Annotated in this window: 20 protein-coding genes and 1 pseudogene; 9 read left to right on the forward strand and 12 right to left on the reverse strand. The window is 59.2% G+C overall.

Features of this window, described 5'->3' with window-relative positions:
• Positions 1-9: 9 nt before the first annotated feature.
• Together J7E41_RS22425 and J7E41_RS22430 are read left to right on the forward strand one after the other, a co-directional pair.
• A complete protein-coding gene (locus J7E41_RS22425; protein WP_155584335.1) occupies positions 10-693 on the forward strand; it encodes an ABC transporter ATP-binding protein in 684 nt (227 codons plus the stop codon).
• Positions 693-3,203 (forward strand): ABC transporter permease, encoded by a 2,511-nt coding sequence (locus J7E41_RS22430; protein ID WP_214996325.1) that lies wholly within the window; start codon positions 693-695, stop codon positions 3,201-3,203. Before J7E41_RS22425 ends, J7E41_RS22430 begins: the two co-directional genes overlap by 1 nt.
• A 39-nt stretch (positions 3,204-3,242) precedes the next feature.
• On the opposite strand, the gene greB is transcribed toward J7E41_RS22430, so the two are convergent.
• Positions 3,243-3,719: a transcription elongation factor GreB gene (greB, locus tag J7E41_RS22435; RefSeq protein ID WP_214996327.1), complete on the reverse strand. Its 477-nt coding sequence runs from the start codon at positions 3,717-3,719 to the stop codon at positions 3,243-3,245.
• Between the two features lie 141 nt (positions 3,720-3,860).
• A complete protein-coding gene (locus tag J7E41_RS22440; protein ID WP_214996329.1) occupies positions 3,861-5,114 on the reverse strand; it encodes a hypothetical protein in 1,254 nt (417 codons plus the stop codon).
• 290 nt (positions 5,115-5,404) lie between these two features.
• Between J7E41_RS22440 and J7E41_RS22445 the strand changes: the two genes are divergently transcribed.
• The 3 genes from J7E41_RS22445 to J7E41_RS22455 are packed head-to-tail and all read left to right on the forward strand — an operon-like array spanning position 5,405 to position 8,871.
• The gene (locus J7E41_RS22445) at positions 5,405-6,331 is read left to right on the forward strand and encodes an ABC transporter ATP-binding protein (RefSeq protein WP_214996331.1); all 927 of its coding nucleotides are present in this window, start codon (positions 5,405-5,407) and stop codon (positions 6,329-6,331) included.
• Positions 6,328-7,053, forward strand: coding sequence for an ABC transporter permease (locus tag J7E41_RS22450; protein ID WP_214996333.1), 726 nt, complete (start codon positions 6,328-6,330; stop codon positions 7,051-7,053). Before J7E41_RS22445 ends, J7E41_RS22450 begins: the two co-directional genes overlap by 4 nt.
• Positions 7,054-7,068: 15 nt before the next feature.
• Positions 7,069-8,871: a Gldg family protein gene (locus J7E41_RS22455; protein WP_214996335.1), complete on the forward strand. Its 1,803-nt coding sequence runs from the start codon at positions 7,069-7,071 to the stop codon at positions 8,869-8,871.
• Positions 8,872-8,877: 6 nt separating this feature from the next.
• Here the strand turns inward: J7E41_RS22455 and J7E41_RS22460 are convergent, their stop codons facing one another.
• From J7E41_RS22460 to J7E41_RS22470, 3 genes are all read right to left on the reverse strand, one after another.
• Positions 8,878-9,186 carry a class I SAM-dependent methyltransferase gene (locus J7E41_RS22460; protein WP_214996337.1) on the reverse strand — a complete coding sequence of 103 codons (309 nt, stop codon included), beginning with the start codon at positions 9,184-9,186 and terminating at the stop codon, positions 8,878-8,880.
• A 248-nt stretch (positions 9,187-9,434) separates the two neighbouring features.
• Complete coding sequence (locus J7E41_RS22465; RefSeq protein ID WP_214996339.1) at positions 9,435-9,869, reverse strand: DoxX family protein; 435 nt, start codon at positions 9,867-9,869, stop codon at positions 9,435-9,437.
• A gap of 103 nt (positions 9,870-9,972) precedes the next feature.
• Entirely contained in the window at positions 9,973-11,394 is a 1,422-nt protein-coding gene (locus tag J7E41_RS22470; protein ID WP_214996341.1) for a transglycosylase SLT domain-containing protein, read from the reverse strand.
• Positions 11,395-11,627: 233 nt separating this feature from the next.
• Between J7E41_RS22470 and J7E41_RS22475 the strand changes: the two genes are divergently transcribed.
• From J7E41_RS22475 to J7E41_RS22485, 3 genes and pseudogenes are all read left to right on the forward strand, one after another.
• Complete coding sequence (locus J7E41_RS22475; protein ID WP_214996343.1) at positions 11,628-12,434, forward strand: TatD family hydrolase; 807 nt, start codon at positions 11,628-11,630, stop codon at positions 12,432-12,434.
• A 96-nt stretch (positions 12,435-12,530) separates the two neighbouring features.
• Positions 12,531-14,012, forward strand: a complete 1,482-nt coding sequence (locus J7E41_RS22480) for a methyl-accepting chemotaxis protein (protein ID WP_214996345.1) — start codon at positions 12,531-12,533, stop codon at positions 14,010-14,012.
• An 89-nt stretch (positions 14,013-14,101) separates the two neighbouring features.
• Positions 14,102-14,359 (forward strand): annotated as a pseudogene (locus J7E41_RS22485) (terminase); the annotation flags it as partial.
• Positions 14,360-14,378: 19 nt separating this feature from the next.
• On the opposite strand, the gene J7E41_RS22490 reads toward J7E41_RS22485, so the two are convergent.
• The 3 genes from J7E41_RS22490 to J7E41_RS22500 all read right to left on the reverse strand — a co-directional run bounded on the left by J7E41_RS22490 (position 14,379) and on the right by J7E41_RS22500 (position 16,418).
• Entirely contained in the window at positions 14,379-15,176 is a 798-nt protein-coding gene (locus J7E41_RS22490; protein WP_214996349.1) for an acyl-CoA thioesterase, read from the reverse strand.
• A 97-nt stretch (positions 15,177-15,273) separates the two neighbouring features.
• Positions 15,274-16,047 carry a CHAD domain-containing protein gene (locus tag J7E41_RS22495; protein WP_214996350.1) on the reverse strand — a complete coding sequence of 258 codons (774 nt, stop codon included), beginning with the start codon at positions 16,045-16,047 and terminating at the stop codon, positions 15,274-15,276.
• 92 nt (positions 16,048-16,139) lie between these two features.
• On the reverse strand, positions 16,140-16,418 hold the full coding sequence (locus tag J7E41_RS22500) for a hypothetical protein (RefSeq protein ID WP_155584321.1): 279 nt from the start codon (positions 16,416-16,418) through the stop codon (positions 16,140-16,142).
• A gap of 218 nt (positions 16,419-16,636) precedes the next feature.
• Here J7E41_RS22500 and J7E41_RS22505 point away from each other — a divergent pair, with 218 nt between their 5' ends.
• Positions 16,637-17,674, forward strand: a complete 1,038-nt coding sequence (locus tag J7E41_RS22505; protein ID WP_214996352.1) for a patatin-like phospholipase family protein — start codon at positions 16,637-16,639, stop codon at positions 17,672-17,674.
• Between the two features lie 155 nt (positions 17,675-17,829).
• Here J7E41_RS22505 and J7E41_RS22510 read toward each other — a convergent pair whose 3' ends face one another.
• The 4 genes from J7E41_RS22510 to kdpB all read right to left on the reverse strand — a co-directional run bounded on the left by J7E41_RS22510 (position 17,830) and on the right by kdpB (position 24,092).
• Positions 17,830-18,525, reverse strand: a complete 696-nt coding sequence (locus J7E41_RS22510) for a response regulator (protein ID WP_169353731.1) — start codon at positions 18,523-18,525, stop codon at positions 17,830-17,832.
• Between the two features lie 37 nt (positions 18,526-18,562).
• Positions 18,563-21,214: a sensor histidine kinase gene (locus J7E41_RS22515; RefSeq protein ID WP_214996353.1), complete on the reverse strand. Its 2,652-nt coding sequence runs from the start codon at positions 21,212-21,214 to the stop codon at positions 18,563-18,565.
• A 79-nt stretch (positions 21,215-21,293) separates the two neighbouring features.
• Positions 21,294-21,839: a potassium-transporting ATPase subunit KdpC gene (gene kdpC, locus J7E41_RS22520; RefSeq protein WP_214996355.1), complete on the reverse strand. Its 546-nt coding sequence runs from the start codon at positions 21,837-21,839 to the stop codon at positions 21,294-21,296.
• A 195-nt stretch (positions 21,840-22,034) separates the two neighbouring features.
• Complete coding sequence (gene kdpB, locus J7E41_RS22525; RefSeq protein ID WP_214996357.1) at positions 22,035-24,092, reverse strand: potassium-transporting ATPase subunit KdpB; 2,058 nt, start codon at positions 24,090-24,092, stop codon at positions 22,035-22,037.
• Between the last annotated feature and the right edge of the window lie 2 nt (positions 24,093-24,094).

Here is a 24,094-nt window from a genome sequence, read left to right on the forward strand (position 1 = left end):
GGATTCTCCATGGGCGCAAGCATTCTCACCGCGCGAAACCTTAGCAAAGTGGTTCCCAGCGCGGAAGGTGAACTGACCATCCTGCACCAACTGAGCCTGGAACTGAACAAGGGCGATAGCCTGGCCATCGTCGGCAGTTCCGGTTCCGGCAAGTCCACCCTCCTGGGCCTGCTGGCCGGCCTCGACCTGCCCAGCAGCGGCGAAGTCACCCTCGCAGGGCAAGCCCTCAGCACCCTCGACGAAGACCAGCGCGCACGAATCCGCGCCGAACATGTCGGCTTCGTCTTCCAGTCCTTCCAGTTACTCGACAGTCTCAACGCCTTGGAAAACGTCATGCTGCCCCTGGAGCTGGACGGCCGCAAGGACGCCCGCGAGCGTGCCAAACACCTGCTTGAGCGGGTCGGCCTGGGCCAGCGCCTGACCCACTCACCACGCCAGCTCTCCGGCGGCGAGCAACAACGGGTGGCCATTGCCCGGGCCTTCGCCGCCGAGCCGGACGTGCTGTTTGCCGATGAACCCACCGGCAACCTCGACAGTCATACCGGCGAGCGCATCAGCGACCTGCTGTTCGAACTGAACCAGGAAAACGGCACGACCCTGGTATTGGTGACCCACGACGAGCGCCTGGCCCACCGTTGCCGACGCCTGATCCGTCTTGAAGCCGGCCTGATGGTCGCGCCCCTGGAGCCTTGATGGCACGTTTGCCGCTGTTGCGCCTGTTCAGCCTTGCCCTGCGCCAATTGTTGCGCGACGCCCGCGCCGGCGAGTTGCGTGTGCTGTTCTTCGCCTTACTGGTGGCCGTCGCCGCCAGTACTGCCATCGGTTACTTCGGTGCGCGCCTCAATGGCGCCATGATGTTGCGCGCCACCGAGTTTCTCGGCGCCGACCTGGTGCTGGAAGGCAGCTCGCCAGCCCGGACCGAGCAAATCAAAAGCGGGACCGAGCTGGGCCTGGAGCATGCAAGGGTCGTGGAGTTCTCCAGCGTCATTGCCACCGACAATGGCATCCAGCTGTCCAGTATCAAGGCCGTCAACGAGCAATACCCACTGCGCGGCCAACTGAAAAGCGCCGCCGAGCCCTTCGGTGAGGAAACCCCAGGGGGCGGTCCGAAACCCGGTGAGGCCTGGGTGGAAGCACGCTTGCTGACCGCGCTGGACATGAAGATCGGCGACAGCATCGACGTCGGCATGAAGACGCTGCGCATGAGCCGTGTGTTGACCTATGAACCGGATCGCGCCGGCAATCTGTACAGCCTCACCCCTCGGGTGATGATCAACCTGGCCGACCTTGAGGCCACCGGCGTGGTACAGCCTGGCAGTCGGGTCAGCTATCGCGAGCTCTGGCGCGCGCCGCAAGTGGGCACGGCCCTGCAAACCTATCGCGACCTGGTCAAGCCGGGGCTCGCCGCCAACCAGCGTCTGCAGGATGCACGAGATGGTAACCAGCAAATCGGCGGAGCCTTGGGCAAAGCCGAACGCTACCTGAACATGGCCAGCCTGGTAGCCGTGTTGCTGTCCGGTGTAGCCGTGGCACTCTCGGCGAATCGCTTCGCCAGCCGGCGTTTTGATGCCAGCGCGTTACTGCGCTGCCTCGGCTTGTCGCGTCGCGAAACCATGTTGCTGTTCAGCCTGCAACTGACCGTGCTGGGGCTGTTGGCCAGCCTTACCGGTGCCCTGCTCGGCTGGCTGGCCCAGTTGGGACTGTTTTATCTGCTGCATGACCTGCTACCCGCGGACGTTCCGCCGGGCGGCCTGTTACCCGCCGTCGCCGGAATCGGCACCGGGCTGGTCGCCCTCGCCGGCTTCGCCCTGCCGCCGCTGGCAGCGTTAGGTCGAGTACCGCCCCTGCGGGTACTGCGACGCGACCTGTTGCCAATCCCTTCCAGCACCTGGATGGTCTATGGTGCAGCCCTGTTCGCCCTGGGCCTGATCATGTGGCGCTTGAGCCTGGACCTGGTGCTGACCTTCGCCCTGCTCGGCGGTGGCGTGGTGGCTGCACTGATCCTTGGCGGCCTGCTACTGTTGCTGTTGCAAAGCCTGCGACGGTTGCTGGCCCGAGCGTCCCTGCCCTGGCGCCTTGGGCTGGGGCAGTTGCTGCGCCATCCTCTGGCAGCAGCTGGACAATCCCTGGCATTTGGCCTGATCCTGCTCTCCATGGGGCTAATCGCGTTGCTGCGGGGCGAACTGCTGGACACCTGGCAAAACCAGCTCCCCAAGGACGCTCCCAATTACTTTGCCTTGAACATCCTGCCAGCAGACAAGGACGCCTTCGGCGCGCGCCTGCTGGAATTGCAGGCGCAGTCGGCCCCCTTGTATCCCGTGGTGCCGGGCCGTCTGATCAGTATCAATGGCCAGCCAGTACGGGAGCTTGTCAGCAAGGACTCCAGCGGTGATCGCGCGATCCAGCGCGACTTGAGCCTGACCTGGGCCGCCGACCTGCCACCAGGCAATAACCTCACAGCCGGCTCCTGGTGGTCGGCGCAACCGACCGACGATATTCCCGGTGTCTCGGTGGAGGCCAAGGTTGCCGAAAGCCTGAAGCTGAAACTCAACGATCACTTGGTCTTCACCGTCGGCGGGGAAAACCGTGAAGCGCGGGTCACCAGCCTGCGAGAGATCAACTGGGACAACTTCCAGCCCAACTTCTTCATGATCTTCCAGCCGGGAACCCTGAAAGACCTGCCCGCCACCTACTTGACCAGTTTTTACCTGGCAGCCGGCCATGACCAGCAGATCGTCGACCTGTCCCGGGCCTTCCCGGCAGTGACTATCCTGCAGGTCGAGGCACTGCTTGCCCAACTGCGCAGCATTCTGGCCCAGGTCACCCTGGCGGTGGAGTATGTGCTGTTGTTTGTACTGGCAGCAGGAATGGCGGTGCTGTTTTCCGGCCTGCAGGCCACCCTGGATGAGCGTATCCGTCAAGGCGCCCTGCTGCGCGCCCTGGGGGCCGAGCGCAAGCTACTGGTCACGGCTCGCCGTATCGAGTTCGGATTGCTGGGGGCCGTCAGCGGCTTGCTGGCAGCGCTGGGGACGGAGTTGGTAACCCTGGTGTTGTACCGCTACGCCTTTGACCTGCCTTGGCACCCGCACCCGTGGCTGCTGATTCTTCCCATCATCGGTGCGGTGCTGATTGGCGGTGCCGGCGTATTCGGTACACGGCGGGCCTTGAATGCCAGCCCATTGACTGTCCTGCGCGAAGGCTGAAAAAGCGGATGGCCCGCTGTCCACATGGAGCGCGGGTCATCATGACTTCACATACTCAATAGCAGTAATCCACCAGCACACCTCACCACCGGGGGTCTGCACCATGGCCTCATCATCCACTTCCTTTCGGAGCAGTGCCCTGGCCATGGGCGAGTCGATGGAGATGTAGTCCATACGCTCGTAAATTTCGTCATAACCGACGATGCGAAAACGTTTGGTCTCGCCCTGCTCGTTTTCAATCTCCACCCAGGCACCGAAAAACACCCGGCCTTCCTGCTCCGGCATGTACTCGACCACGCGCATGTCTTCCAGGCGCTTGCGCAAGTAACGCACCCGACGATCAATCTCGCGCAACAGTTTCTTGTTGTACTGATAATCCGCGTTTTCGCTTCTGTCCCCCAATGAGGCAGCCCACGTCACTTTACGGGTGGTATCGGGGCGCTTTTCTCGCCACAGGTAATCAAGCTCTTTCTTTAGCGCTTCATGACCTTCTTTGGTAATCAGCTTGGTACTCAAAAGCTATACATCCCCTGGACATTTCCATTTATTCGGACACATTGCGATATCAAGCAGAAGACCACAATCGTCTGACTTCAGTTGATTGGCGTCGATGATAAATGAACGGGGAAAAGTAGCCAGGCCTGGCTCACCCAACTGTTACACAGGCGCCTCTCCATCAGCTTGAAGTTGCCGCTCTACACTCACGGCCTGGTCATGACCAGAGCCGAGCACTTCATCCACATTATGGAGCACCTCCCTGAGACCAGCCCTGAAGCGGGATAAATGCGACAGCCCTACGGCCAATTGCTCCTCCCTATGACGGACTGCCAGGTCGTGACTGTGTAACTCAATGGCTTGACGCTCCAGATCGTGCGCCCATTCCTCCAGCCGGCGCTGCTCTGCCTGCTGTCCCTCTGCACGCCCCAGCAATTGCTCTTCACGAGTATTCAACATCTGGGCCTGCTGTTGCAGGGCGAGCTCTTTTTCGCAGGCTAGCCCGGCATCCTGCTGCTTCGTTAGCTCCCAATCGGCTTTTTCCTGTAGCAACAGACTGCGAGCCTGACCAAGCTCTTCTTCCTGCTTGAGCACGGTGTTTTTCTGCTGCGTCAGTTCTTGAGCCACCCGAGCAAGATTGGTCAGCGTATTGTCCACCTCAAAGAGCGATACCCGCTCCTCCTTGGCGACAGGAGAAATCGGTGCAGTTTCACACTCGGGCGCTTCCCGCACCTGCTGGTCCGGCACAGGATGCAAGGTCTCGGGAGGGGACTCTTCCAACACCGTTTCCAATATTGGCTCAACCTGCGCTTGCTGCACAGACTCCGCAAGTTGCTGTGCTACAGGTGCAACAGCGGAGGCCTGTAACAGCATCTCACGTGACTCCGGCTCGACTTGTCTCCCGGCTCTGGGTGGAGCCACCATGCGTGAGGAAAAACGAATCGAAGGGACAATCAACGAGGTACTTTCGATAGCCGGCAAACCCGGAACCGAAGTCCCCAGCGTGATCACTTTCATCACCAGCGTCTTTTTGATCGTCAACGAGTGGTGATCCTCTGGACGCGCCGGCGGCAGCTTGCACCCCTTCAAATCAACAAAGTGATAGGGAATCTGCGGCTCCGACGCGCTTCCCGACTTACTACCAGGGCCGGCAGCCAACGTAAGGATCTGCTTGAAAACGTGCATCGCTACCTGCAAGTCGCTCTTGGAATCAATTCCTCCCAAAAAATACCGTTCAGACTTCTTGCGTAACGCTGCAATGTATACCCGTGAACTGCCGGGCTCCGCCTCTTCATCCAGGCTATAGGCAAGAAAGTTCGATGAGACCTGAGCCACGGAAAAGCCACAAAGCAGCGCACCATTAACTGGAGTGTCGTGGCCAGAGCGCTCAAGAACAAGAGTACGTAGAAGCATCATGAAAATCAGGTCCTCTTTTGAATTGTTAGAAGTTACCCCCCTATACAACACCAAACGCACAGTAAATATCAGCCGAAATCGCCTAATCACTCCAACAATCAACCGAGTCACGCGTAGGAGTTATCCTATTTAGCTTTCCTGGCATATCCAAGCCCAAACTTTGAACGTACCATTTTTACAACCCCACTCCCTGACCAAGACCTTTAATTCCTTATTCTTTATAAAGTCATAACCTCATCCAAACCATTCAACACATCCATCAACCCAACCCCACCCAACAGAAAAACATAATGTTCGAGATAAAAAACCTAACAAAAATCACTAATAGAAGACTCATCATCAACGACATTTCCTTCCGTGGTGAACCTAACGAAAGTTTGGGGCTTCTCGGTCATGACGGCGCAGGAAAAACAACATTAATGAAAATGCTCTCAGGAGCGCTCCGACCGTCCTCCGGCCATATAAATGTCTCTGGAATCGATATAAGCCTTAATCCTCTACAGGTAAAAAAAATAATAGGCTACCAACCAGAGACGCTGATCAACCATCGCACAATTACAGTAAAGGTCTTTCTGGATTTCATTGCTGACATTCGTGGGTTACGCGGTAAAAACAAACGCAAAATGGTGGATCGTGCTGTCGACCGACTGGACCTCACGCGTACCCTCAAATACTCCATTGATACCCTGCCCACAGGGCTGAAACGCCAAGTGGCGATTGCCCAAGCCATCCTTCATGACCCTGCCTTGCTACTGCTGGATGAGCCTACCGAAGGCCTCGCACCTCATCAAAAACACAACATCAGGACTCTCATCACCTCGTTGACAAGCGAAATGAACATCATCATTGCCTCCCGTAGCCCCGAAGAAGTTGCCTGCGTCTGCGACCGCGCGCTGGTCATCGCTGAAGGTCAATTAGTGGCAGACCTGCCTGTGTCAGCACTAAAGCGCAGCTCCCGCCATTTCCAGGCGGTCACCCTGGCAACCGATGGTCCGCTGGACCTGCTGGCGCTGGCTGTACTGCCGGGTGTTGCAGGCATCGAGGAACACCGGCAGGCACCAGGCACCGTGACGGTACTGGCAATGCCGGGGCAAATCATCTACCCCCATATCAACGCCTTGATCGCCAACCGCGGCTGGAAAATCAACTCGCTGCAGGTGGAGTCTGGACGCTTGGATGATGTGGTTCACCACCTGAGCCAAGAGGCGTCAAATTGAAACTGTTACCCGTTATATTCAAACGCCAGCTCGGCAGTTACTTTTCCTCACCGGCCACTTATCTCTGTATTGCAGCCTTCTTGTTGGTGTCCGCTATTGCTGGCTTTCAGCTAGGTAGTTTTTTGGAGCATGACAGTAACGATCTGTATCATTTTTTCAGGTTTCACCCTTGGTTTTATCTTTTCCTTATTCCCGCACTCTGCACACAGCTTTGGTCCGACGAAGGAAAAGAAGGCGCATTCGACTTCCTGAACACCTTGCCTATAAATGTTTTCGAACTGACACTTGGAAAATTTCTCGCTGCCTGGACAGTTTCAGGACTGGCCCTGCTATTGACATTTCCGATAGTCATTACCGTCAATTATTTAGGATCCCCTGAAAATAAAACCATCGTCGTTCAGCTCTTCGTGAGTTGGTTATTAGCTGGCACTTATCTGGCGGGAAGTTTCTTTATCTGCGCGTTGACCTGCCATCGACTTATTATTTTAATTTTAACTTTTTTCTTACTGCTTGCAGCCAGCGGACTGTCATCTGTCCTCGATGCGTTTGACTATCACACCCCCGTCTGGCTTATCGAAAGTTTAATTTCTCTTAACCCATCGGCGCGATTTGACACGATCGGCAACGGCGTTCTGACACTGCAAGACCTTTCGTATTTCCTCAGCATGATTCTTGCATTTCTCGCCGCAACAATCGTCACCCTGAAATTTAGAAAAGGCTGAGAAGGAAAGACCTCAATGAAACCTCTCATAAGCGTCGGCATAACCCTTATCGTCATACTATTACTCTTTCTCGCTTTCAATTTGGTATGGGCACTAAAACTCCCTGATATTCGTCTGTACCAGTCAGAGCAAAGAATCCACACGCTGTCCGAGCCCACCAAAACCATGCTCGCCACACTCGAGCGCTCCATGGATCTGTACTTCTTCAACTCTAGAAAACACCCGCAAAAGAGCACCGTAATGGAACGCTACGGCAAGCATGTCGAGACACTGCTCAAGGAATACGAAAAGGCCGCAAACGGCAAAATCAGATTGCACGTTATCGACCCCATACCTTTTTCCGAAGATGAATACAAAGCAGGCCTACTGGGCCTGGACGGCAAGCAAGGGTTCTTCGGCCTTGTCGGGATCAATGCGAACAATGGTGCACAAAAAATCGAGTCATTCAGTCCCGACCAGGAGCCGCTACTGGAGTATGAAATCAGCCACCTGATTTCCAAGGTGACCCATCCCGAACAGGCCGTTATAGGCCTGATATCAGGACTGCCGATGGATGGAGAGCGGGATGAACATAACCTGACAATCTCGCCTCCCTGGCGATTACTGCAGGAGATTCGTCGGCACTTCAACTTGATGAGCCTGGGGACCGACATCCAACATATTCCCGATCATGTTAAGACCCTGATGCTGGTTCATCCCAAACAATTACCCGATCAGACCTTGTATGCCATTGACCAGTTTGTACTGGGCGGTGGCAAGCTGATGTTATTTATTGATCCATTGAGCGAGCTGGATACCAGCCCAGAAATATCAGGCAAATACTCTAACCTGGCGGGAATGTTGACCGCTTGGGGAGTGCAGATGCCTGCGCATAAAGTACTCGCCGATCGCCTCTATGCCACCCCGGTCATTCTCACCGATGGGCATCCACCCATCCGCCATCCGGCAGCGCTTACCCTGCCGCGCCAGGCAATGGCACAGAACGACGTCAGCACCTGGAAGCTGGGCACTGTGACTGTGTTGAGCAGTGGCGCACTTATTGCGCTCAAGAAGAGCCGTACCACCTTCACTCCCCTGCTCCAAAGCTCGGGCCAAGCCGCCCTGCTGGATGCTGGCCGCTTCGTCAGCCCAACCGAATTTGACTCATTGAGCAGCGAGGCCACCGCCCGTGGACAACGCCATGTCATCGCCGCTCGTATTCAGGGTCCTGCGTACTCGGCATTTGCGCACGGGACCAACGACCAGAACTCCGGTTTGCAAAAGGCAGCCCATATTCATGTGGTGGTGGTCGCCGACACCGACCTGCTCACCGACCGTGTATGGAGCGCGGTACAAGACCGCAATGGGAAAAACACCACGTATTCAGATAACGCGAGGTTTGTCCTCAATACATTGGACAATCTTTCCGGTCCCGATACGCTGATGAACATCCGGCCCCATGCAGGTATCCGCCGACCACTGCGGGTACTGGAAAAGTTACGCCACGACGCTGCACAGGATTACCGGGAAAAGTCCGGCGCGCTGGAATTGCGCCTGGAGCAGACGGAAAAGGAATGGCAATCCCTGCAACTGCCGTCATTCAGTACAGGACAGGTCACATCAAACCCAGTGCTGCAAGCGCTCAACAAAGAACGCCTGCGCTTGCCCATGGAGCTTCATGCCCTGCAGGTTCAGGCCTATGCGAAAGTCTACGCGCTGGAGCGAAACGTGAAGCTGCTCAACATCCTTACGCTACCGCTGATACTGAGCCTGATTGCCTGGGGAGTTTTCCTGTCCCGCCGATATCGCCAGTTCCCACCCTCGGTGACCCATTACTGAGGTGGCTCAACGCCGTGTAATCAACCCTTGCCGTGAGATACGGGTCAATTGCCGGATAACTTCACCTGCTTCGCCGGCACTTGGGGCTTGAATGACCGCCAGGTCAAAACTGTCGGTGGCAAAGCGGGAGAGAGAATCACCGTCGTCGACAAACTGAATCAGAAAGGCCGAAGGTCTACCAGTGCGGCGTGGCCAACCATCCAGATAACGCAACAACGTAGGCTGATGTTTGCCACCCAGCAGGATTTTCGGATTGCGCTGAGTGAGGCCCGCAGTGATCGGGGCCAGGCGTATGAGAGGGCGTAGTGCATTCATCGTGTCGTGTCTCTGCCTCAAAAGTCTGCGGGCAGGTGAGAGGCAACACCGAACCAGCGCTTTAGCGGTATTTCGAAACCTGGATCGGGTTTCTGTCGGGACTGTTCTCAGTCACCTGTGGCGCCCCGCAATTAGCTGTTTAAATCGGCGCATAAGCAGCATCCTAGAGAACGCTGTGGGGCGGTGTCAAGAATCCTGAGCAACGAAAAGGCCCGCACGGGCGGGCCTTTTAGGGGACTTGCAAGTTCTCAGTTGGCGATTGCACGGTCGGCAGACAATTTGCCAGCACCTTCCAGCATCACAGCGACAGTGCCACCCAACAAGGCCAGCGCGAACTCATAACCGTTGTTAGCCATGAACAACCCGTTATGGATGTGTACCGAGAAGATCGCTACCAGCGAAATAATGCTCAGGCCCAGTGCTGCAGGCCGCGCCAACAAACCGATGATCAGTGCCAGTCCCGCGAAGAATTCGGTACCACCCGACAACAGCGCCATTAAGGTGCCCGGCGCCAGGCCGATACTTTCCATCCACTGTGCAGTGCCGGCCAAGCCGCCGCCGCCGAACCAGCCGAAGAGTTTTTGCGAACCGTGGGCAGCGAAGACGATACCGACAAAAATTCGCAGAACGGTCAAGCCATAGCCGGCGCGGGTGGACAGAAGGCTTTTGATCATTGGGCTCATGCGGGTAAATCCTTTTCGAGGTAGGGTGGGTTGGCCGCTATATTAATCAGTTTAAAGAATGATAAAAGCCGAAAAAATGCCGAATCAATATCTATTTTACTGATTATTTCCGCGAAGCGACCTTCGGCGCAGACGGTTCAAGGGATTCGCGCTCCCGATCGAACGCCAAATAGTACTTGTTGACGCTATTAACATAGCTGACACCGCCCATTCCCACCTGCTCCATGGCAATACGCTCGACCTGGAAGAACCACTGATCGGGATTCAAGCCCCGGCGCCGGGCCTCCGCACGCATGCCTTGTACCCGTTCCGGTCCCATGTTGTAGGCCGCCAGGATAAAGGCCATGCGCTCACGCTCGTTAAGTTTGGGGCTGGCGAAAAACTTGCGACGGATCAGCGCCAGGTAACGCGCGCTCGCCTGCACATTACTGTCCACGGTCTGAATGTTGTTGACCCCTACCCGCCGGGCAGCCGACGGCGTGATCTGCATAAGGCCGGTGGGTGCACTGCCACTTTTAGCGTTCGGATCAAGTGAGGATTCCTTGAATGCCAGCGCGGCCAGGTTCAACCAGTCCATGCCCTGCTCTCGGGCATGTTTCTGTAACACAGGACGCAGTTTTTCCAGGCGCTGACGATCGGCTCGAGCCAGTGGATAACGCACTCTATACAGACGTTGGTAAACGCGTTGAAAGGCAACGTTCTGATCGGACGGAATCTTGTAGGTTTTCAGGAAGCGATCAATGCTGGCCCGCAACATCGCGGCGTCCTGGCGCACAAACCAGTACTCTTTCCCCGGTTCCTGGATCGTCACTTGTCGATCAAAGCGCAACTTGGGCAGGATCTTCGACCAGCGCTCTGCGATCGGGCGCTCGACAATGGTCAGGTGGAAAATCCTGGCCTGGACCATTTCCAGCACATCCTCCACCGCCAGGCTGGGGTCAACCCACTCCACTTTCACCGGTGGCAACTTGCGCAGCGCCAGCTTCTGGTTGATCTGGTTCACCGCCTCCCCCGCCGCACTGCCAGTGGTCAGGGCCAAGGTACGGCCGGACAACTGCTCCAGCCGGGTAAACCGTCGCTCACCCTTGACCCCGACAAGCCACAGCGGCACGTCACTGACAATCGGGTCGCTGGGGCTGATCTTGTGCGTCGTCTTCACATCCAGCAGTTCGCCGGGTGCTACCAAGTCGCCTTCACCACGCGCCAGCGCACCCAGCAATTGGTCCTTGGCCTTGGGAATAATCTTGAGGTTGATTGCCTGACCGTCACGAGCGTGGCCGTTGAGGTATTGCTCGAAGGCGCGCAAGCGATGGTATTCGGCACCGATGGCCTGGCCCTGGACTTCACCCGAGCTGTTGCGGCTCTGGTTGACCAATACACGCAAGGTGCGGCTGCTGCGAATTTCGGCCAGGTCGCGGACCTTGCCCGGTTTGGCCGCTTCCGGCGGCCCGGCCAGACGCGCAACCGCCGCCGTAGGCAGCAGTAATGTCAGGCACAGCATGAGCAACACCGAGGGTCGGATCATCCGCTCTCCGGAAAGAATACTGCCCAACAGCTCATCTACGACAAGGTATTGGGGGACAGAAACAGAGCGCCGTGAGCGCAGGCTTTGGCCGCAAGGGTGGCACAGTAGAAGGCGCTGGGCCAAACACGGTGTCTCGCGACATACAAAGACAGCTTCAACTCGTTGTAGTTCTTGGTTTTTCTTATAAATCTACAGCTCTGATATGCTTTCCGACCGCAGGCGGAGATAGCACCATGCAACTCATTGATATCGGCGTCAACCTGACCAACCCACATTTCGACGACAAGCACCAGGCCGTACTGGACCGTGCGTATGCCGCCGGGATCAGCCAATTGGTCCTCACCGGTACCAGTGTGGAGGGCAGCGAGCAGGCCCTGGAACTCTGCCATCGGCTGGATGAAACTGACCAACGGTTATTCGCCACCGCCGGTATCCACCCCCATAGCGCCAGTGATTGGAACGCTGACAGCGCACAACGCCTGCGAGCACTGCTCAAGGAAAGCCGCGTACTCGCGGTGGGTGAATGCGGGCTGGATTTCAACCGGGATTTCTCGCCGCGCCCGCAACAGGAAAAAGTCCTCGAAGAGCACCTGGCCCTGGCCGTGGAGCTCAAGTTGCCGGTGTTTCTCCATGAGCGGGACGCCAACCAGCGCTTGCTGGAAATCCTGCGGGACTATCGTGATCACCTGTCCGCCGCCGTGGTGCACTGCTTCACCGGTGAACAGCGCGCCCTGTTCAGCTACCTCGACCTGGACCTGCATATCGGCATTACCGGGTGGATCTGCGATGAGCGCCGTGGGACACACCTGCATCCGTTAGTCAGGGAAATTCCCCGAGGCCGTCTGATGCTGGAAAGCGATGCACCGTACCTGTTGCCGCGCACCCTGCGTCCCAAGCCAAAGAACGGCCGTAATGAACCCGCCTACCTGCCGGAAGTGTTGCGCGAAGTCGCCTTGCATCGAGAAGAAAGCACGGACGACCTGGCCCAACACAGCACCGCCTGCGCCCGCGCCTTTTTTGGGTTGCCTGTGCCGGATTGACGCGGCGCATTGACCCATATCAAGAGCCTTTCCCTGAGTAGCGGCACAATAATGGCACCTTGCCAATGCTGTTTCCGCTATCAGAGAAAACCTTCCATGGGTGCCTGGCTTAGCAACATCTCACTGAAGTACAAATTCTGGGCCGTCAATGCGGTCGCCTTCATCACCACCCTGCTCCTGGTGCTGTACGCCGTACAGCTCGAACAACAGGCCCGCAGCCATGCCTCCCAAACCTCTGCGCAGGCTCTGGGGCAATTGCTCGGCGCCTGGCCCGCTGGACAGGCGCTGCCCAAAGGCGAGCAATGGCTGACATTCACAAGGGGCCAGATCCCACAATTGGCAGGCGAGGATCTGTCAGCCCTGAGCACGGCCAGCGGCTGGGTTGAGTTCAATCAGATGCCGCTGTTCGGTGAAAACCTGCTGATGGGGGCCGACGTGATCGCCCGGCCCGACGGCCAGCAGGTTGCCGTGCTGGCTTATGTGCCAAGCCTGAGCCAAGTATTTGCCGAGCGCTTCGCCAACTACGCCGTCGCGGTGATGATCCTGATGTTGGCCATGCTCGGCGCCTCGCAGCTGCTGATCCGCTTCCTGCTCAGCCAGCTCAACACCTTGAAAGACGTGATGCTGCATGTGGAAAAAACCGGCGATTTATCGGCCCGCGTGCCCTTGGCCTGCACCGACGAAGTCGGACAGATGGCCAGTGCCTTCAATGCCATGCAAGCCGGCTACCAGCGGGTAGTCAACACTGTGGCACATACCGCCAGACAGCTGGACGAAGGAGCCGCACGCCTGGCCAGCAGCATGAACGAAGTCCAACACGGCATGCTCGGCCAGCAAAGCGAAACCGACCAGGCGGCCACGGCCATCAATGAGATGACCGCCACCGTGTATCACATCGCCCAACATGCCGGCGCCACCCGTGACCTGTCGCAGACCGCCGACACCCTGGCCGGCAGCGGCCAGGAAGTGGTAGGCCGTGTGCAACGCTCGATTGCCGGGTTATCCACCGGCGTTCAACAAACCGCCGAGATGATCCAGAAACTGGCCGAGGACAGTCAGAAAATCAACGGTGTGGTTGGGGTGATTCACAGCATCGCTGAACAAACCAACCTGCTGGCCCTCAATGCCGCCATCGAGGCCGCCCGCGCAGGCGAAATGGGCCGTGGCTTTGCGGTGGTCGCCGATGAGGTGCGTAACCTGGCCAAACGGGTACAAAGCTCCACCGACGAAATCACCCGCATGGTCTCGGCGCTGCAGGCTGGCACGCGGGATGCTGTGGACTTTATGCAGGAAAGCTCGTTCAAGGCCGACGACTGCGTGCAACAGGCCCAGGAAGCGGGCGCAGCACTCGCGCAGATCACCGGGGCCGTGGCGCAAATGCGTGAAAGCAACACCCAGATCGCCGTTGCTGCCGAACAGCAAAGTCATGTGGCCGAAGAGATGAATCGGGCGGTGGTGAGCATTCGTGACGTCACTGAAAATACCGTGCAACAGACCGTGGATTCGGCAACCACCAGCAATGCGCTCGCCACCTTGGCCGGGGAGTTGAGCCGGGCGATCGGTCAGTTGAAGTTATAGCTATAGCCTCGATAGCCAGCCTTGATTCGCTTGGCTATCGAGCTCAATCTAAACTCTGTTCAAGTAGTTTCAGAACAGAGGATTCGATCATGGGTAAACGTCATCCAAACATTCCCGCCTGGCAATGGCGCAATCACCCGCAGAGCCATCAGCATTCAACCAATCAGGTCCTGCAACTGATTGCACTACCGCTGTTCATCATCGGTTTCCTGCTGGTCGCCTCTGGTGTGTTCAGCTTGAACCTGGCCAGTGTTGCCGTCGGGGTTGTCGGGTTGCTGGCGGCCATGGCCCTGCAACACCATGGCCGCAACCTGGAAGCTCGTACAGCTAACGCCTCCAGCGATCAGCATCTGTTGGTCTGAAGGCCTAAGCGAACACCACCACGGTCTGCCGGCTCAGGGCCATCAACTGGCCGTCGGGGCTCCAAAGCGCAGCGGCGGCATGACCATAGCCATCACGGGCGTGCTCGATCTGCACATGGTACTGGCACCAGTCCAGCGTGGTGAGGGCCTGCAAGGGTTGGACGAACTCGATGGTCCAGGTCAATGTGCTGCCCGGTGCCGGCTCGGTCAGGTGGGGTAACAGGGCCGGAGGCCACGCGTCCACCAATGCGAGGATGTAGGCCTCAGTCAGCGGCTCTTCCTTCACATCCCCACGCAAGCGCACCCAGCCGCCCATCTCGCGAGATTTGTTACCGGTGAATGGCAGACCACCCACACTCCAGCGCATGGCCAGATGGCGCATGAACTCGGGGGTCACGCCCTTGATGTAGGGCAGTTCCTGGCACTCGTCCCAATGTTTGAAGGCAGGTGCCGGTTCGGCCACGACGTTAATCTGCGAAGGCCGCGAAGCGCCGAAGCTCGCTTGCACCAGAGTCATCACCTCACCGTTCTGCACCACTCGGCCCAGCAACTGGCTGACGGCCTTGCCTTCACGCAGCACTTCGACTTGATAACTTGCCGGCACATCCGGCGCTACCGGCCCGACAAAGGTAATGGCCAACGAGCGCAGCGGGCGATCCGCCGGCACTTGGGCGCGCAGGGCTTCGTACTGCAAGGCGGCGACCAGGCCACCAAATGTGGCTCGCCCTTGAGCCCACTCGGCCGGGATCGTCACGTCCAGGGGATGGCTACGGGCAGCGTCGAGCAAATCACAAAAGCGCATGGCGACCTCAATTCAACGAAAAACGGTTGAGGGATCTTAACCAGCACGCGGCAACGGCACACCACCTATTCCGGCCAAACAAGCGGACAGATAAGCCTTAGGCCGGATTCGTGAAACAGTCGGCGCTCAATTTATCCAGCACTCGATCCGCCCGCCCTTCGGCTTCGGACATGGTCCGATGCCACACAGCGACACAGGGTTGCAAATCGGCTTGGTGTTCCGCCTGGGTCAGCCATTGCCAGCAATCGTGCCAGTCACCCAGCGCGCCTTGAGCAGACTTGAGTCGCGACGTGGCTTTGTCCGGTAATTTACCCAGTTGCGGGTAGGCCTCTGCCGCATAGCGCACTCGCTTGATCAACAAGCGTAAGCGATGACGGTCGTGGTCGGGATCGTGCAACGCCACATCCAGTTTCTGCCATTGCTTGGCCAGGCGTTTTTCAATGCGCGGGCGCAGGCCCTTGAGCAGCTTTTGCCGTTGGGACGCGCGGATAAATCGCGGGAATGCATCGAGAATCAGCAACACTTGCGCCAGCTCCGGCCCTTGGGCTACCTGACGATATGCAATTGGCTGTTGAGCCATACGACGAGCAGCGGCCTCATGATGGCCGTGCTGGTGAAGATAGGCCGCCAGGACCTCACGGTCCCGAAGCGGCGTGGTCAGTTGGCCGACACTACGGGCGGCGGCCTCCAGTTGTTCGACACCGGGTAATCCACGCAACGGCCGCAGCAGGCTGCGCAGGCGTCGCACGGTGGTACGCAGGTCGTGCAGGGCTTCATCATCGGTAACCGCTGCAAGGCGAGCCTGGCAATTCAGCAACCCAACTTCCAGGCCAATGACCTGAGCGACTAACTGATCCACCAAGGCAGACATGCTTACTTCCCCTGTTCATCATCGGGGCGCCTGAGGCAGCCAGCGCCACGTACCACCTTAACGACTACAACTCCATGACACGGTGATCGGGATCAACGCCCGGCACGAGACTCACGAATGTAGAAGCGGGCTTTCTCGGCCTTGTTGGAGCACCCTTCGAAGGCTTCGAATTGCTGCTGGGTCTTGGCACCGGTCAGCAGGGACAAGGCCTTGGAGTAGCTCACGGTGCCGGCGAAACCTTCAGCCTTGGCCAGGTCCAGCTCCTTCCAGGCCGAATCCAACTGTGAAGCACAGCTGTCGCGATAGGCAGTTTTTCCTGCGCAACCGGCCAGCGCCAATACGATCACAGGCAAACACATCCAGGCTTTCATCGATGACACCTCAAAAAAAGAAAAAACAGTCGTGGTAAGTAGACGTTGCCTACAACAAAAAGTGCCTTGTCAGGTGGCCTGAAATCCAAAGTTCTTATTGCCAGAGCATACCCGAGCAGAATGCCCCGCTCGCAAAAATAATCCACGCGGGCGGCGAATATTGAAGCCACCTCTCGATGGGTGCATTGTGGGCACCTGTTTTGCGAAGGGCTCAGATCATGAAGAAACGTGTTGCCTTGGTGCTGGGCTCCGGCGGCGCCCGGGGTTACGCCCATATCGGCGTGATCGAAGAAATCGAAAAACGTGGTTATGACATCGCCTGTATCGCCGGTTGCTCCATGGGCGCGGTGGTGGGCGGAATCTACGCGGCAGGCAAACTGGACGAGTACCGAAACTGGATCGAAAGCCTCGACTATCTGGACGTACTGCGCTTGGTGGATGTGAGCTTTCGTCTCGGTGCCATACGCGGCGAGAAGGTCTTCGGGCAGATTCGCAAGATCGTCGGCGAGATCAATATCGAAGACCTGCGTATCCCCTACACCGCTGTAGCCACCGACCTGACCAACCAGCAGGAAATCTGGTTCCAGGAAGGCTGCCTGCATCAGGCCATGCGTGCTTCGGCCGCCATTCCCAGCCTGTTCACCCCGGTGATGCAAGGCAACCGTATGTTGGTGGACGGCGGCCTGCTCAACCCGCTGCCCATCGTGCCGGTGGTGTCGAGCCACTGCGACCTGATCATCGCGGTCAACCTCAACTCCACCAACCAGAAGCACTACCAACTGCCGGTGATTCAACGTCCACCCGCGTTCAAGAGCCGCTTTGACAACTTGGTGCGTTCGCTGGGTTCGCACTTGCCGTTTCGCCGCAAGCAGGCCGAGCAGCTGTTGCTGCTGGAGCAGGAAGCGCTGCAGGCTCAGGCCGCCGACATCAATCCGTGGCTGGAGTCCGCCGAACCCGAAGCACAACAACCTGCCGCCGCGCCAGAACAGGCAGGAGCACCGAAGTCTGCCACCGGTTCATTCATCATCGACAACGTCGGCCCTGCATCGCTGCTGGACTTGATCAACCAGAGCTTCGAGGTGATGCAGACGTCACTGGCGCAATACAAGATCGCCGGTTACCCGCCGGACATTCTGATCAACGTGCCGAAACGGGTGTGCCGATTTTTCGAGTTCTACAAAGCACCGGAATTGATCGCCCTGGGGCGGGAGATTGCCAGCGATACGCTGGATCGGTATGAGAGTGAGCAGCAATGAATTTTCTGTGTGGCTACTGACGCCTTCGCGAGCAAGCCCGCTCCCACATTCGACCGTATTACAAAGATGGAACTCGGTCGAATGTGGGAGCGGCGGTGCGACGATTCGACTTGCTCGCGAAGGCGTCCATACAGGCACCACACATCTATCAGGTATCAGCCCTCGGTATTCAACAACCGATACCCAACCCCCGCCTCGGTCACGATAAACCTCGGCTGGGTCGGATCATCCGCCAGCTTCTGGCGCAAATGCCCGACCACGATCCGCAGGTAATGGCTGTCTTCGGTATGGGTCGGGCCCCAGATATCCTTGAGCAGTTGCTGTTGTGTAATGACCCGCCCAGGATGCCGCGCCAGTTGCGCCAGCACTGCATATTCCTTGCGGGTCAGCGCCACTTCGGCGCCGTCCAGCAACACCCGACGATAGGCCAGGTCTACGGTCAGCGGCCCGAAACGCAAGGCCGCTTCCTGGGCCTCCCCTGCCGGCGCCTGGCGTAACAGGGCCCGCACACGTGCCAGGAACTCCTGGATACCGAAGGGTTTAGTCACGTAGTCGTTGGCCCCGTTATCCAGCGCCTCGACCTTCTGTACTTCACTGGCGCGCACCGACAGCACCAACACCGGCACCGTCGACCATTCCCGAAACTCACGCAGCACTTGCTGGCCGTCCATGTCCGGCAGCCCGAGATCAAGGACCAACAGGTCCGGTTTACTCAAGGCGGCCTGGGCCAGGCCTTCGTTGCCGGTCCCGGCCTCGATGACTTTGTAGCCCTGGGAGGCCAGGCTGATGCGCAAGAACTTGCGGATCTGCGGTTCGTCGTCAATGACCAAAATCGTCGCAGTCTGGCTCATGGTGTCCAATCAAAATCCGTGAAAAAAAGAGGGTAGCTCAAGGTTCGCTTTCCAGACCAGGCTGGGCCTGCAAAGGTAGAAATAAGGTGATGCACGTGCCCCGCCCTTCAATGCCCTCAGCCACGCTGATATGCCCGCCGTGGGCACCGACCATGCCTTGGCAGATCGCCAGGCCGAGCCCGGTGCCCTGCCCGCCGCGATCACCGCGGGCGGCGGTGTAGAACATGTCGAAAATCTTCGCCCGCTCATCCTCGGGAATCCCAGGGCCCTCATCGCTGACCGCAAAAAACAACTGCTGGTCGAGCACGCCGGCGCGTAGTTGCAAACGGCCGTGGGGCGGAGAGAAGCGCGCGGCGTTTTCCAGCACATTGACCAGCGCCTGCTCGATCAATGCCGCGTGCACGTACAACAACGGCAACTCGGCCGGAACATCAGCCGTGACGTGCAACGGTGCCAGCACCGCGCGCAAGCGGCCCAACGAGCTGCCGACGATATCGCCGGGCGACACCCAATCCCGCGCCAGCTTCAAGGCACCGTGGCCCAGGCGTGTCATGTCCAGCAGGTTCTGAATATAGCGGTCCAGACGCTCGGCTTCGTCGCGTGTACCTTCCAGCAATTCCCGGCGATCTTCCAGGGGGATGGCCTCGCCGAGGGCCAACAGGCTGTCGATGCTGCCGCGCATGGAGGTCAGCGGCGTGCGCAAATCATGAGACACCGACGCCAACAAGGCACTGCGCAATTGTTCGGTTTCACCGTGCAGGCGAGCGGCTTCCAGTTCCTGGGCCAATTGTGCCCGGGCCAACGCCTGGGCCAGCGGCTGGCTCAACGCGGTGAGCAAGCGACGGCGTTGGCCGCTCAACTCCCGGCCGGCTTTCGGGCTGACGCCCAGCAAACCCAACGGACCTTCTTCGCCGGACAATGGCCACCACCACCAGCGACCAAACGGTAAGGTGCCGGTGCCCATGCCCGCCGGCTGATCGTGCTGCCAAGCCCAATCGGCAGCGGCGCGCTCAGCCTCGGTGAAGGTGATCGGGCCGCCGGTATCGACTTTCCAGTCACCCTTCCCGTCGCGATTGACCAGGCACAGGTGCAGGTCGTTCCAGTCTTCAAGGTGATGAGCCGCCGCGCTGATCACCGCCTGACGGTCAGTGGCGGCAGTGAGTTTGCGCGACAGGTCGAGCAGCTCACTGGTTTCTTCCTGGGTGTCACGCAGGGCTTGCAGTTGCCTGCGTTGGCGGGCGGCCAGGTTACCAGTCAGCGCGGCCATCAGCAGGAAGAACAGCAGGGTCAGCACGTCTTCTTCCCGCTGGATGGCGAAGGAGAAATTCGGCGGAATAAACAGGAAGTCATAGGTCAGGAATGACAGCGCCGCACAGGCCAGCGATGGGCCTAGACTGCTGCGCACAGCTACCAGCAACACGGCGGCGAGGAACACCAACGAAATGTTGGGCAACGGCAGGACACTGGATACCGCCCAGGCCACACCGGCGGCCAGCATGGTCGCCAGCACGGCAAGGGCATAGTCGAACCACACCAGGCCACGCACATCCGGCATACGTGGCGGGGCCGGTGCGTCGTCGCTGTCGAGGACGTTGATCTCCAGGCCACGGGCATTGCGCAATAGCCGCGACGCCAGTCCACCACCGAACACCCTGCGATGCCAACGCGGCCGCGATTGCCCCACCAACACCAGGCTGGCGCGACGTTCGACGGCGTGCTGGATCAGGGTCTTGGCCACTTCTCCCGCCCGCAGCAGCACTACTTCACCGCCCAGGCGTTCAGCCAGTTGCTGAGCGTTTTGCAGGCGCAGTCGCGATTGCTCATCCCGTACCCGGCCGTTGTCCACGTGCACCAGGCTCCAGGGCAAATGCCGACGCTGAGCCACACGGCTGGCGTGACGTACCAGGCGCTCGGCCTGGGCATCACCGTCCACGCCCACCAACAGACGTCCGCGCACCGTTGGTGCTGCCTGGCCCAGTTGCCGATAGCCCTGGGCCAAATCATCGTCGACGTGGGCCGCCGCGGTCTGCATCGCCAGTTCGCGCAAGGCCATGAGATTGGTCTGGGTGAAAAATGCATCGATGGCTGCCCGCGCCTGCTCCGGCACATACACCTTGCCATCGCGCAGACGTTCCAGCAGCTCGCGGGATGGCAGGTCGATCAGCAACAGCTCATCGGCCTCCTGCAACACCCAGTCGGGCAAGGTTTCACGCACCTGCACGCCAGTGATGCCACGCACCTGGTCGTTGAGGCTTTCCAGGTGCTGCACGTTGACGGTGGTGAACACGTTGATGCCGGCCGCCAGCAGTTCCTGAATGTCCTGCCAGCGCTTTTCGTGGCGGCTACCGGGAGCGTTGCTGTGGGCCAGTTCGTCTACCAGCACCAGCTTTGGCTTGGCGGCGAGCAGGCCGTCGAGGTCCATTTCCTCCAGCATCACGCCGCGGTATTCCGAGCGCAGCAACGGCTGTTGCGGCAGGCCGCTGAGCAAGGCTTCGGTCTCGGCGCGGCCATGGGTCTCCACTACACCGGCGACCAGTCGTACGCCCTGGCGCAGCTGGGTGTGGGCAGCCTGGAGCATGGCGTAGGTCTTGCCGACACCCGGGGCGGCGCCGAGGAACACTTTGAGCCGGCCACGGCCGTCCCGGGGCAAGTCGGCTAACAGGGCATCGGCGCGGCCGGAGTCGCTCATGCGGGCGGTCTTCCTTCAGGTGTTGATGTGGATTGTTTGAGTCCGCCTTCGCGAGCAAGTCGAATGGCGGCGCCACTGCTTACAACTTTTCCAAAGCCATGTTCAGCGCCAGTACGTTCACCACCGGCGGGCCTACCAGCGGGCTTTCGATGTGCTCATCCATCAAGCGTTCCAGGGTCGACACCGGCAGATTACGTGCCGCCGCAACCCGCGCCAGTTGATAGGCAATTGCTTGCGGTGGCAAGTGTGGATCAAGACCGCTGCCAGAGGTAGTCAACATCGCCAGAGGCACCGGGCCCTGGCTCGACACCAACAGTTTATTGGCATCGTCGAACACACGGGTAGCCAACGCCGGGTTGCTTGGCCCCAGGTTGCTGGCGCTGCTGGAGACGGTAGCAAATGCCCCGGCAGACAGCCGTGGATGGAACCAGCTGTCGCCGGTGAAATCCTGGGCAATCAAGCTTGAACCGCGGACCTTGCCACTGGCATCACGTACCAGGCTGCCGTTGGCTTGATCAGGGAACGCCACTTGCGCCACGCCGGTGACGACCAGGGGATAGGCCACGCCGGTGATCAGAGTCATCAACACCAGCAGGCTCAGGGCCGGGCGGATCATGTTGGACATTTCATATTCCTCAATTCGTTGAACACATCAATTTCTGACACAACTGAAACCCGTGGCGAGGGGGCTTGCCCCCGTTGGGCTGCGCAGCGGCCCCTAGACCGGCCACCTCACTCTGTCTGAAAGAATGCGGCGGTCCTACTGGGGCTGCTGCGCAGCCCAACGCGGGCAAGCCCGCTCGCCACAAAAATCAGCCGGTTACACCAGGTGCAGTGCGGTCAACAGCATGTCGATCGCCTTGATCCCCACGAACGGCACCAGAAGCCCGCCCAGGCCATAAATCAACAGGTTGCGCCGCAGCAATGCTGCCGCACTCGCCGCGTGCACACGCACACCGCGCAGTGCCAACGGGATCAGCACCACGATAATCAGCGCGTTGAACACGATGGCCGAGAGGATCGCGCTCTGCGGGCTTTGCAGGTGCATCACGTTGAGCACACCCAGTTGCGGGTAGATCGAGGCAAACAGCGCCGGCAGGATCGCGAAGTACTTGGCCACATCGTTAGCGATGGAAAAGGTCGTCAGTGCGCCACGGGTTACCAGCAACTCCTTGCCGATCTGCACCACGTCCAGCAGCTTGGTGGGATCGCTGTCGAGGTCGACCATGTTGGCCGCTTCACGGGCGGCCTGAGTACCGTCGTTCATCGCCATGCCAACGTCGGCCTGGGCCAGCGCCGGGGCGTCGTTGGCGCCATCGCCGCACATGGCTACCAGACGACCGTCGTTCTGTTCATGGCGAATACGTGCCAGCTTTTTCTCCGGCGTGGCTTCGGCCAGTACGTCATCGACGCCCGCTTCAGCGGCAATTGCGGCGGCGGTCAATGGGTTATCACCCGTTACCATCACCGTACGAATCCCCAGTTTGCGCAGTTCAGCGAAACGCTCTCGAATGCCGGGCTTGACCACGTCCTTGAGGTGAATCGCCCCCAGCAATTTGCCATCGGCGCACACCAGCAACGGGGTGCCGCCACTCTGGGCGATCTTGTCGATTTCCCGGGACAGCGCCGGTTGCAGGTCACTGCGCTGCAGGCCGATAAATGCCAGCAGCGAATCCACGGCGCCTTTACGGAATACGCGGCCTTGGTAATCGACACCGGACAAGCGCGTTTCGGCGCTGAACGGCACCACGGTCAGCTCTTCAGCCGAGGGCTCAGCCTGAGGATGCAACGCCCGCAGGTACTCGACGATGGACTTGCCTTCGGCGGTATCGTCGGCCAGCGAAGCGAATAACGCCCCCTCGGCCAGTTCCTTGCCGTTGACACCGGGCGCGGCAACCACCGCCGTGCAACGACGGTTACCAAACGTGATGGTGCCGGTCTTGTCCAGCAACAACACATGCACGTCCCCCGCCGCTTCCACGGCGCGGCCGGATTTGGCGATCACATTCAGGCGCACCAGGCGATCCATACCGGCAATACCGATGGCCGACAACAGGCCGCCGATGGTGGTAGGAATCAGCGTGACCAACAGCGCCACCAGGAACACCAGCGGCAGGCTGCCATTGGCAAAGTGGGCGAACGGCTGCAGGGTCACCACCACCAGCAGGAAGATCAGCGTCAGGCCGATCAGCAGGATATCCAGTGCTACTTCGTTGGGGGTTTTCTGGCGTGTGGCACCTTCTACCAGGGCGATCATGCGGTCCAGTGTCGACTCACCTGGATTGACGGTGATACGGATCACCAACCAGTCCGAAACCAGGCGGGTGTTGCCGGTGACCGCCGAGCGGTCGCCGCCGGACTCACGGATCACCGGGGCGGATTCGCCGGTGATCGCCGCTTCGTTGACGGCAGCGATACCTTCAATGACCTCGCCGTCGCCGGGGATCATCTCCCCGGCAACAACCCGCACCACATCACCTTTACGCAGGCTTGCGGCGGGCACGACCTTGAAGCTGCCATCGGCTTCCTTGCGACGCGCACTGAGGCCTTCGCTGCCGGCCTTGAGGCTGTCGGCGCGGGCCTTGCCGCGACCTTCAGCCAAGGCTTCGGCGAAGTTGGCGAACAGCACGGTGAACCACAGCCATACGGCGATTTGAACGGCGACGTAGGTCGGTACTGAGGTGTCCGGCACAAAGCACAATACGGTGGTGAGGATCGCGGTCAGTTCGACCACCAGCATCACCGGCGAGCGTTGCAACTGGCGCGGATCCAGCTTGACGAAGGCCTGGATCAGCGCCGGGCGCCACAGGGCCGAGATGGCGGTTTTAGCCGGCTCCTGAGCGTTCACGGGAGCTGCATTTTTTGCAGGCATATTCATTT

The sequence above is a fragment of the Pseudomonas fluorescens genome, from assembly GCF_018614655.1.
GTDB classification, from domain to species: Bacteria; Pseudomonadota; Gammaproteobacteria; order Pseudomonadales; family Pseudomonadaceae; genus Aquipseudomonas; species Aquipseudomonas fluorescens_BX.

Excerpts from the sequence above, each read along its gene's own strand:
- J7E41_RS22425 (WP_155584335.1), top strand. The coding sequence starts at position 10 with ATGGGCGCAAGCATTCTCACCGCGCGAAACCTTAGCAAAGTGGTTCCC.
- J7E41_RS22430 (WP_214996325.1), top strand. The coding sequence starts at position 693 with ATGGCACGTTTGCCGCTGTTGCGCCTGTTCAGCCTTGCCCTGCGCCAA.
- J7E41_RS22440 (WP_214996329.1), bottom strand. The coding sequence starts at position 5,114 with ATGATGCTTCTACGTACTCTTGTTCTTGAGCGCTCTGGCCACGACACT.
- J7E41_RS22445 (WP_214996331.1), top strand. The coding sequence starts at position 5,405 with ATGTTCGAGATAAAAAACCTAACAAAAATCACTAATAGAAGACTCATC.
- J7E41_RS22455 (WP_214996335.1), top strand. The coding sequence starts at position 7,069 with ATGAAACCTCTCATAAGCGTCGGCATAACCCTTATCGTCATACTATTA.
- J7E41_RS22460 (WP_214996337.1), bottom strand. The coding sequence starts at position 9,186 with ATGAATGCACTACGCCCTCTCATACGCCTGGCCCCGATCACTGCGGGC.
- J7E41_RS22465 (WP_214996339.1), bottom strand. The coding sequence starts at position 9,869 with ATGAGCCCAATGATCAAAAGCCTTCTGTCCACCCGCGCCGGCTATGGC.
- J7E41_RS22470 (WP_214996341.1), bottom strand. The coding sequence starts at position 11,394 with ATGATCCGACCCTCGGTGTTGCTCATGCTGTGCCTGACATTACTGCTG.
- J7E41_RS22475 (WP_214996343.1), top strand. The coding sequence starts at position 11,628 with ATGCAACTCATTGATATCGGCGTCAACCTGACCAACCCACATTTCGAC.
- J7E41_RS22480 (WP_214996345.1), top strand. The coding sequence starts at position 12,531 with ATGGGTGCCTGGCTTAGCAACATCTCACTGAAGTACAAATTCTGGGCC.
- J7E41_RS22490 (WP_214996349.1), bottom strand. The coding sequence starts at position 15,176 with ATGCGCTTTTGTGATTTGCTCGACGCTGCCCGTAGCCATCCCCTGGAC.
- J7E41_RS22495 (WP_214996350.1), bottom strand. The coding sequence starts at position 16,047 with ATGTCTGCCTTGGTGGATCAGTTAGTCGCTCAGGTCATTGGCCTGGAA.
- J7E41_RS22500 (WP_155584321.1), bottom strand. The coding sequence starts at position 16,418 with ATGAAAGCCTGGATGTGTTTGCCTGTGATCGTATTGGCGCTGGCCGGT.
- J7E41_RS22505 (WP_214996352.1), top strand. The coding sequence starts at position 16,637 with ATGAAGAAACGTGTTGCCTTGGTGCTGGGCTCCGGCGGCGCCCGGGGT.
- J7E41_RS22510 (WP_169353731.1), bottom strand. The coding sequence starts at position 18,525 with ATGAGCCAGACTGCGACGATTTTGGTCATTGACGACGAACCGCAGATC.
- J7E41_RS22515 (WP_214996353.1), bottom strand. The coding sequence starts at position 21,214 with ATGAGCGACTCCGGCCGCGCCGATGCCCTGTTAGCCGACTTGCCCCGG.
- kdpC (WP_214996355.1), bottom strand. The coding sequence starts at position 21,839 with ATGTCCAACATGATCCGCCCGGCCCTGAGCCTGCTGGTGTTGATGACT.
- kdpB (WP_214996357.1), bottom strand. The coding sequence starts at position 24,092 with ATGAATATGCCTGCAAAAAATGCAGCTCCCGTGAACGCTCAGGAGCCG.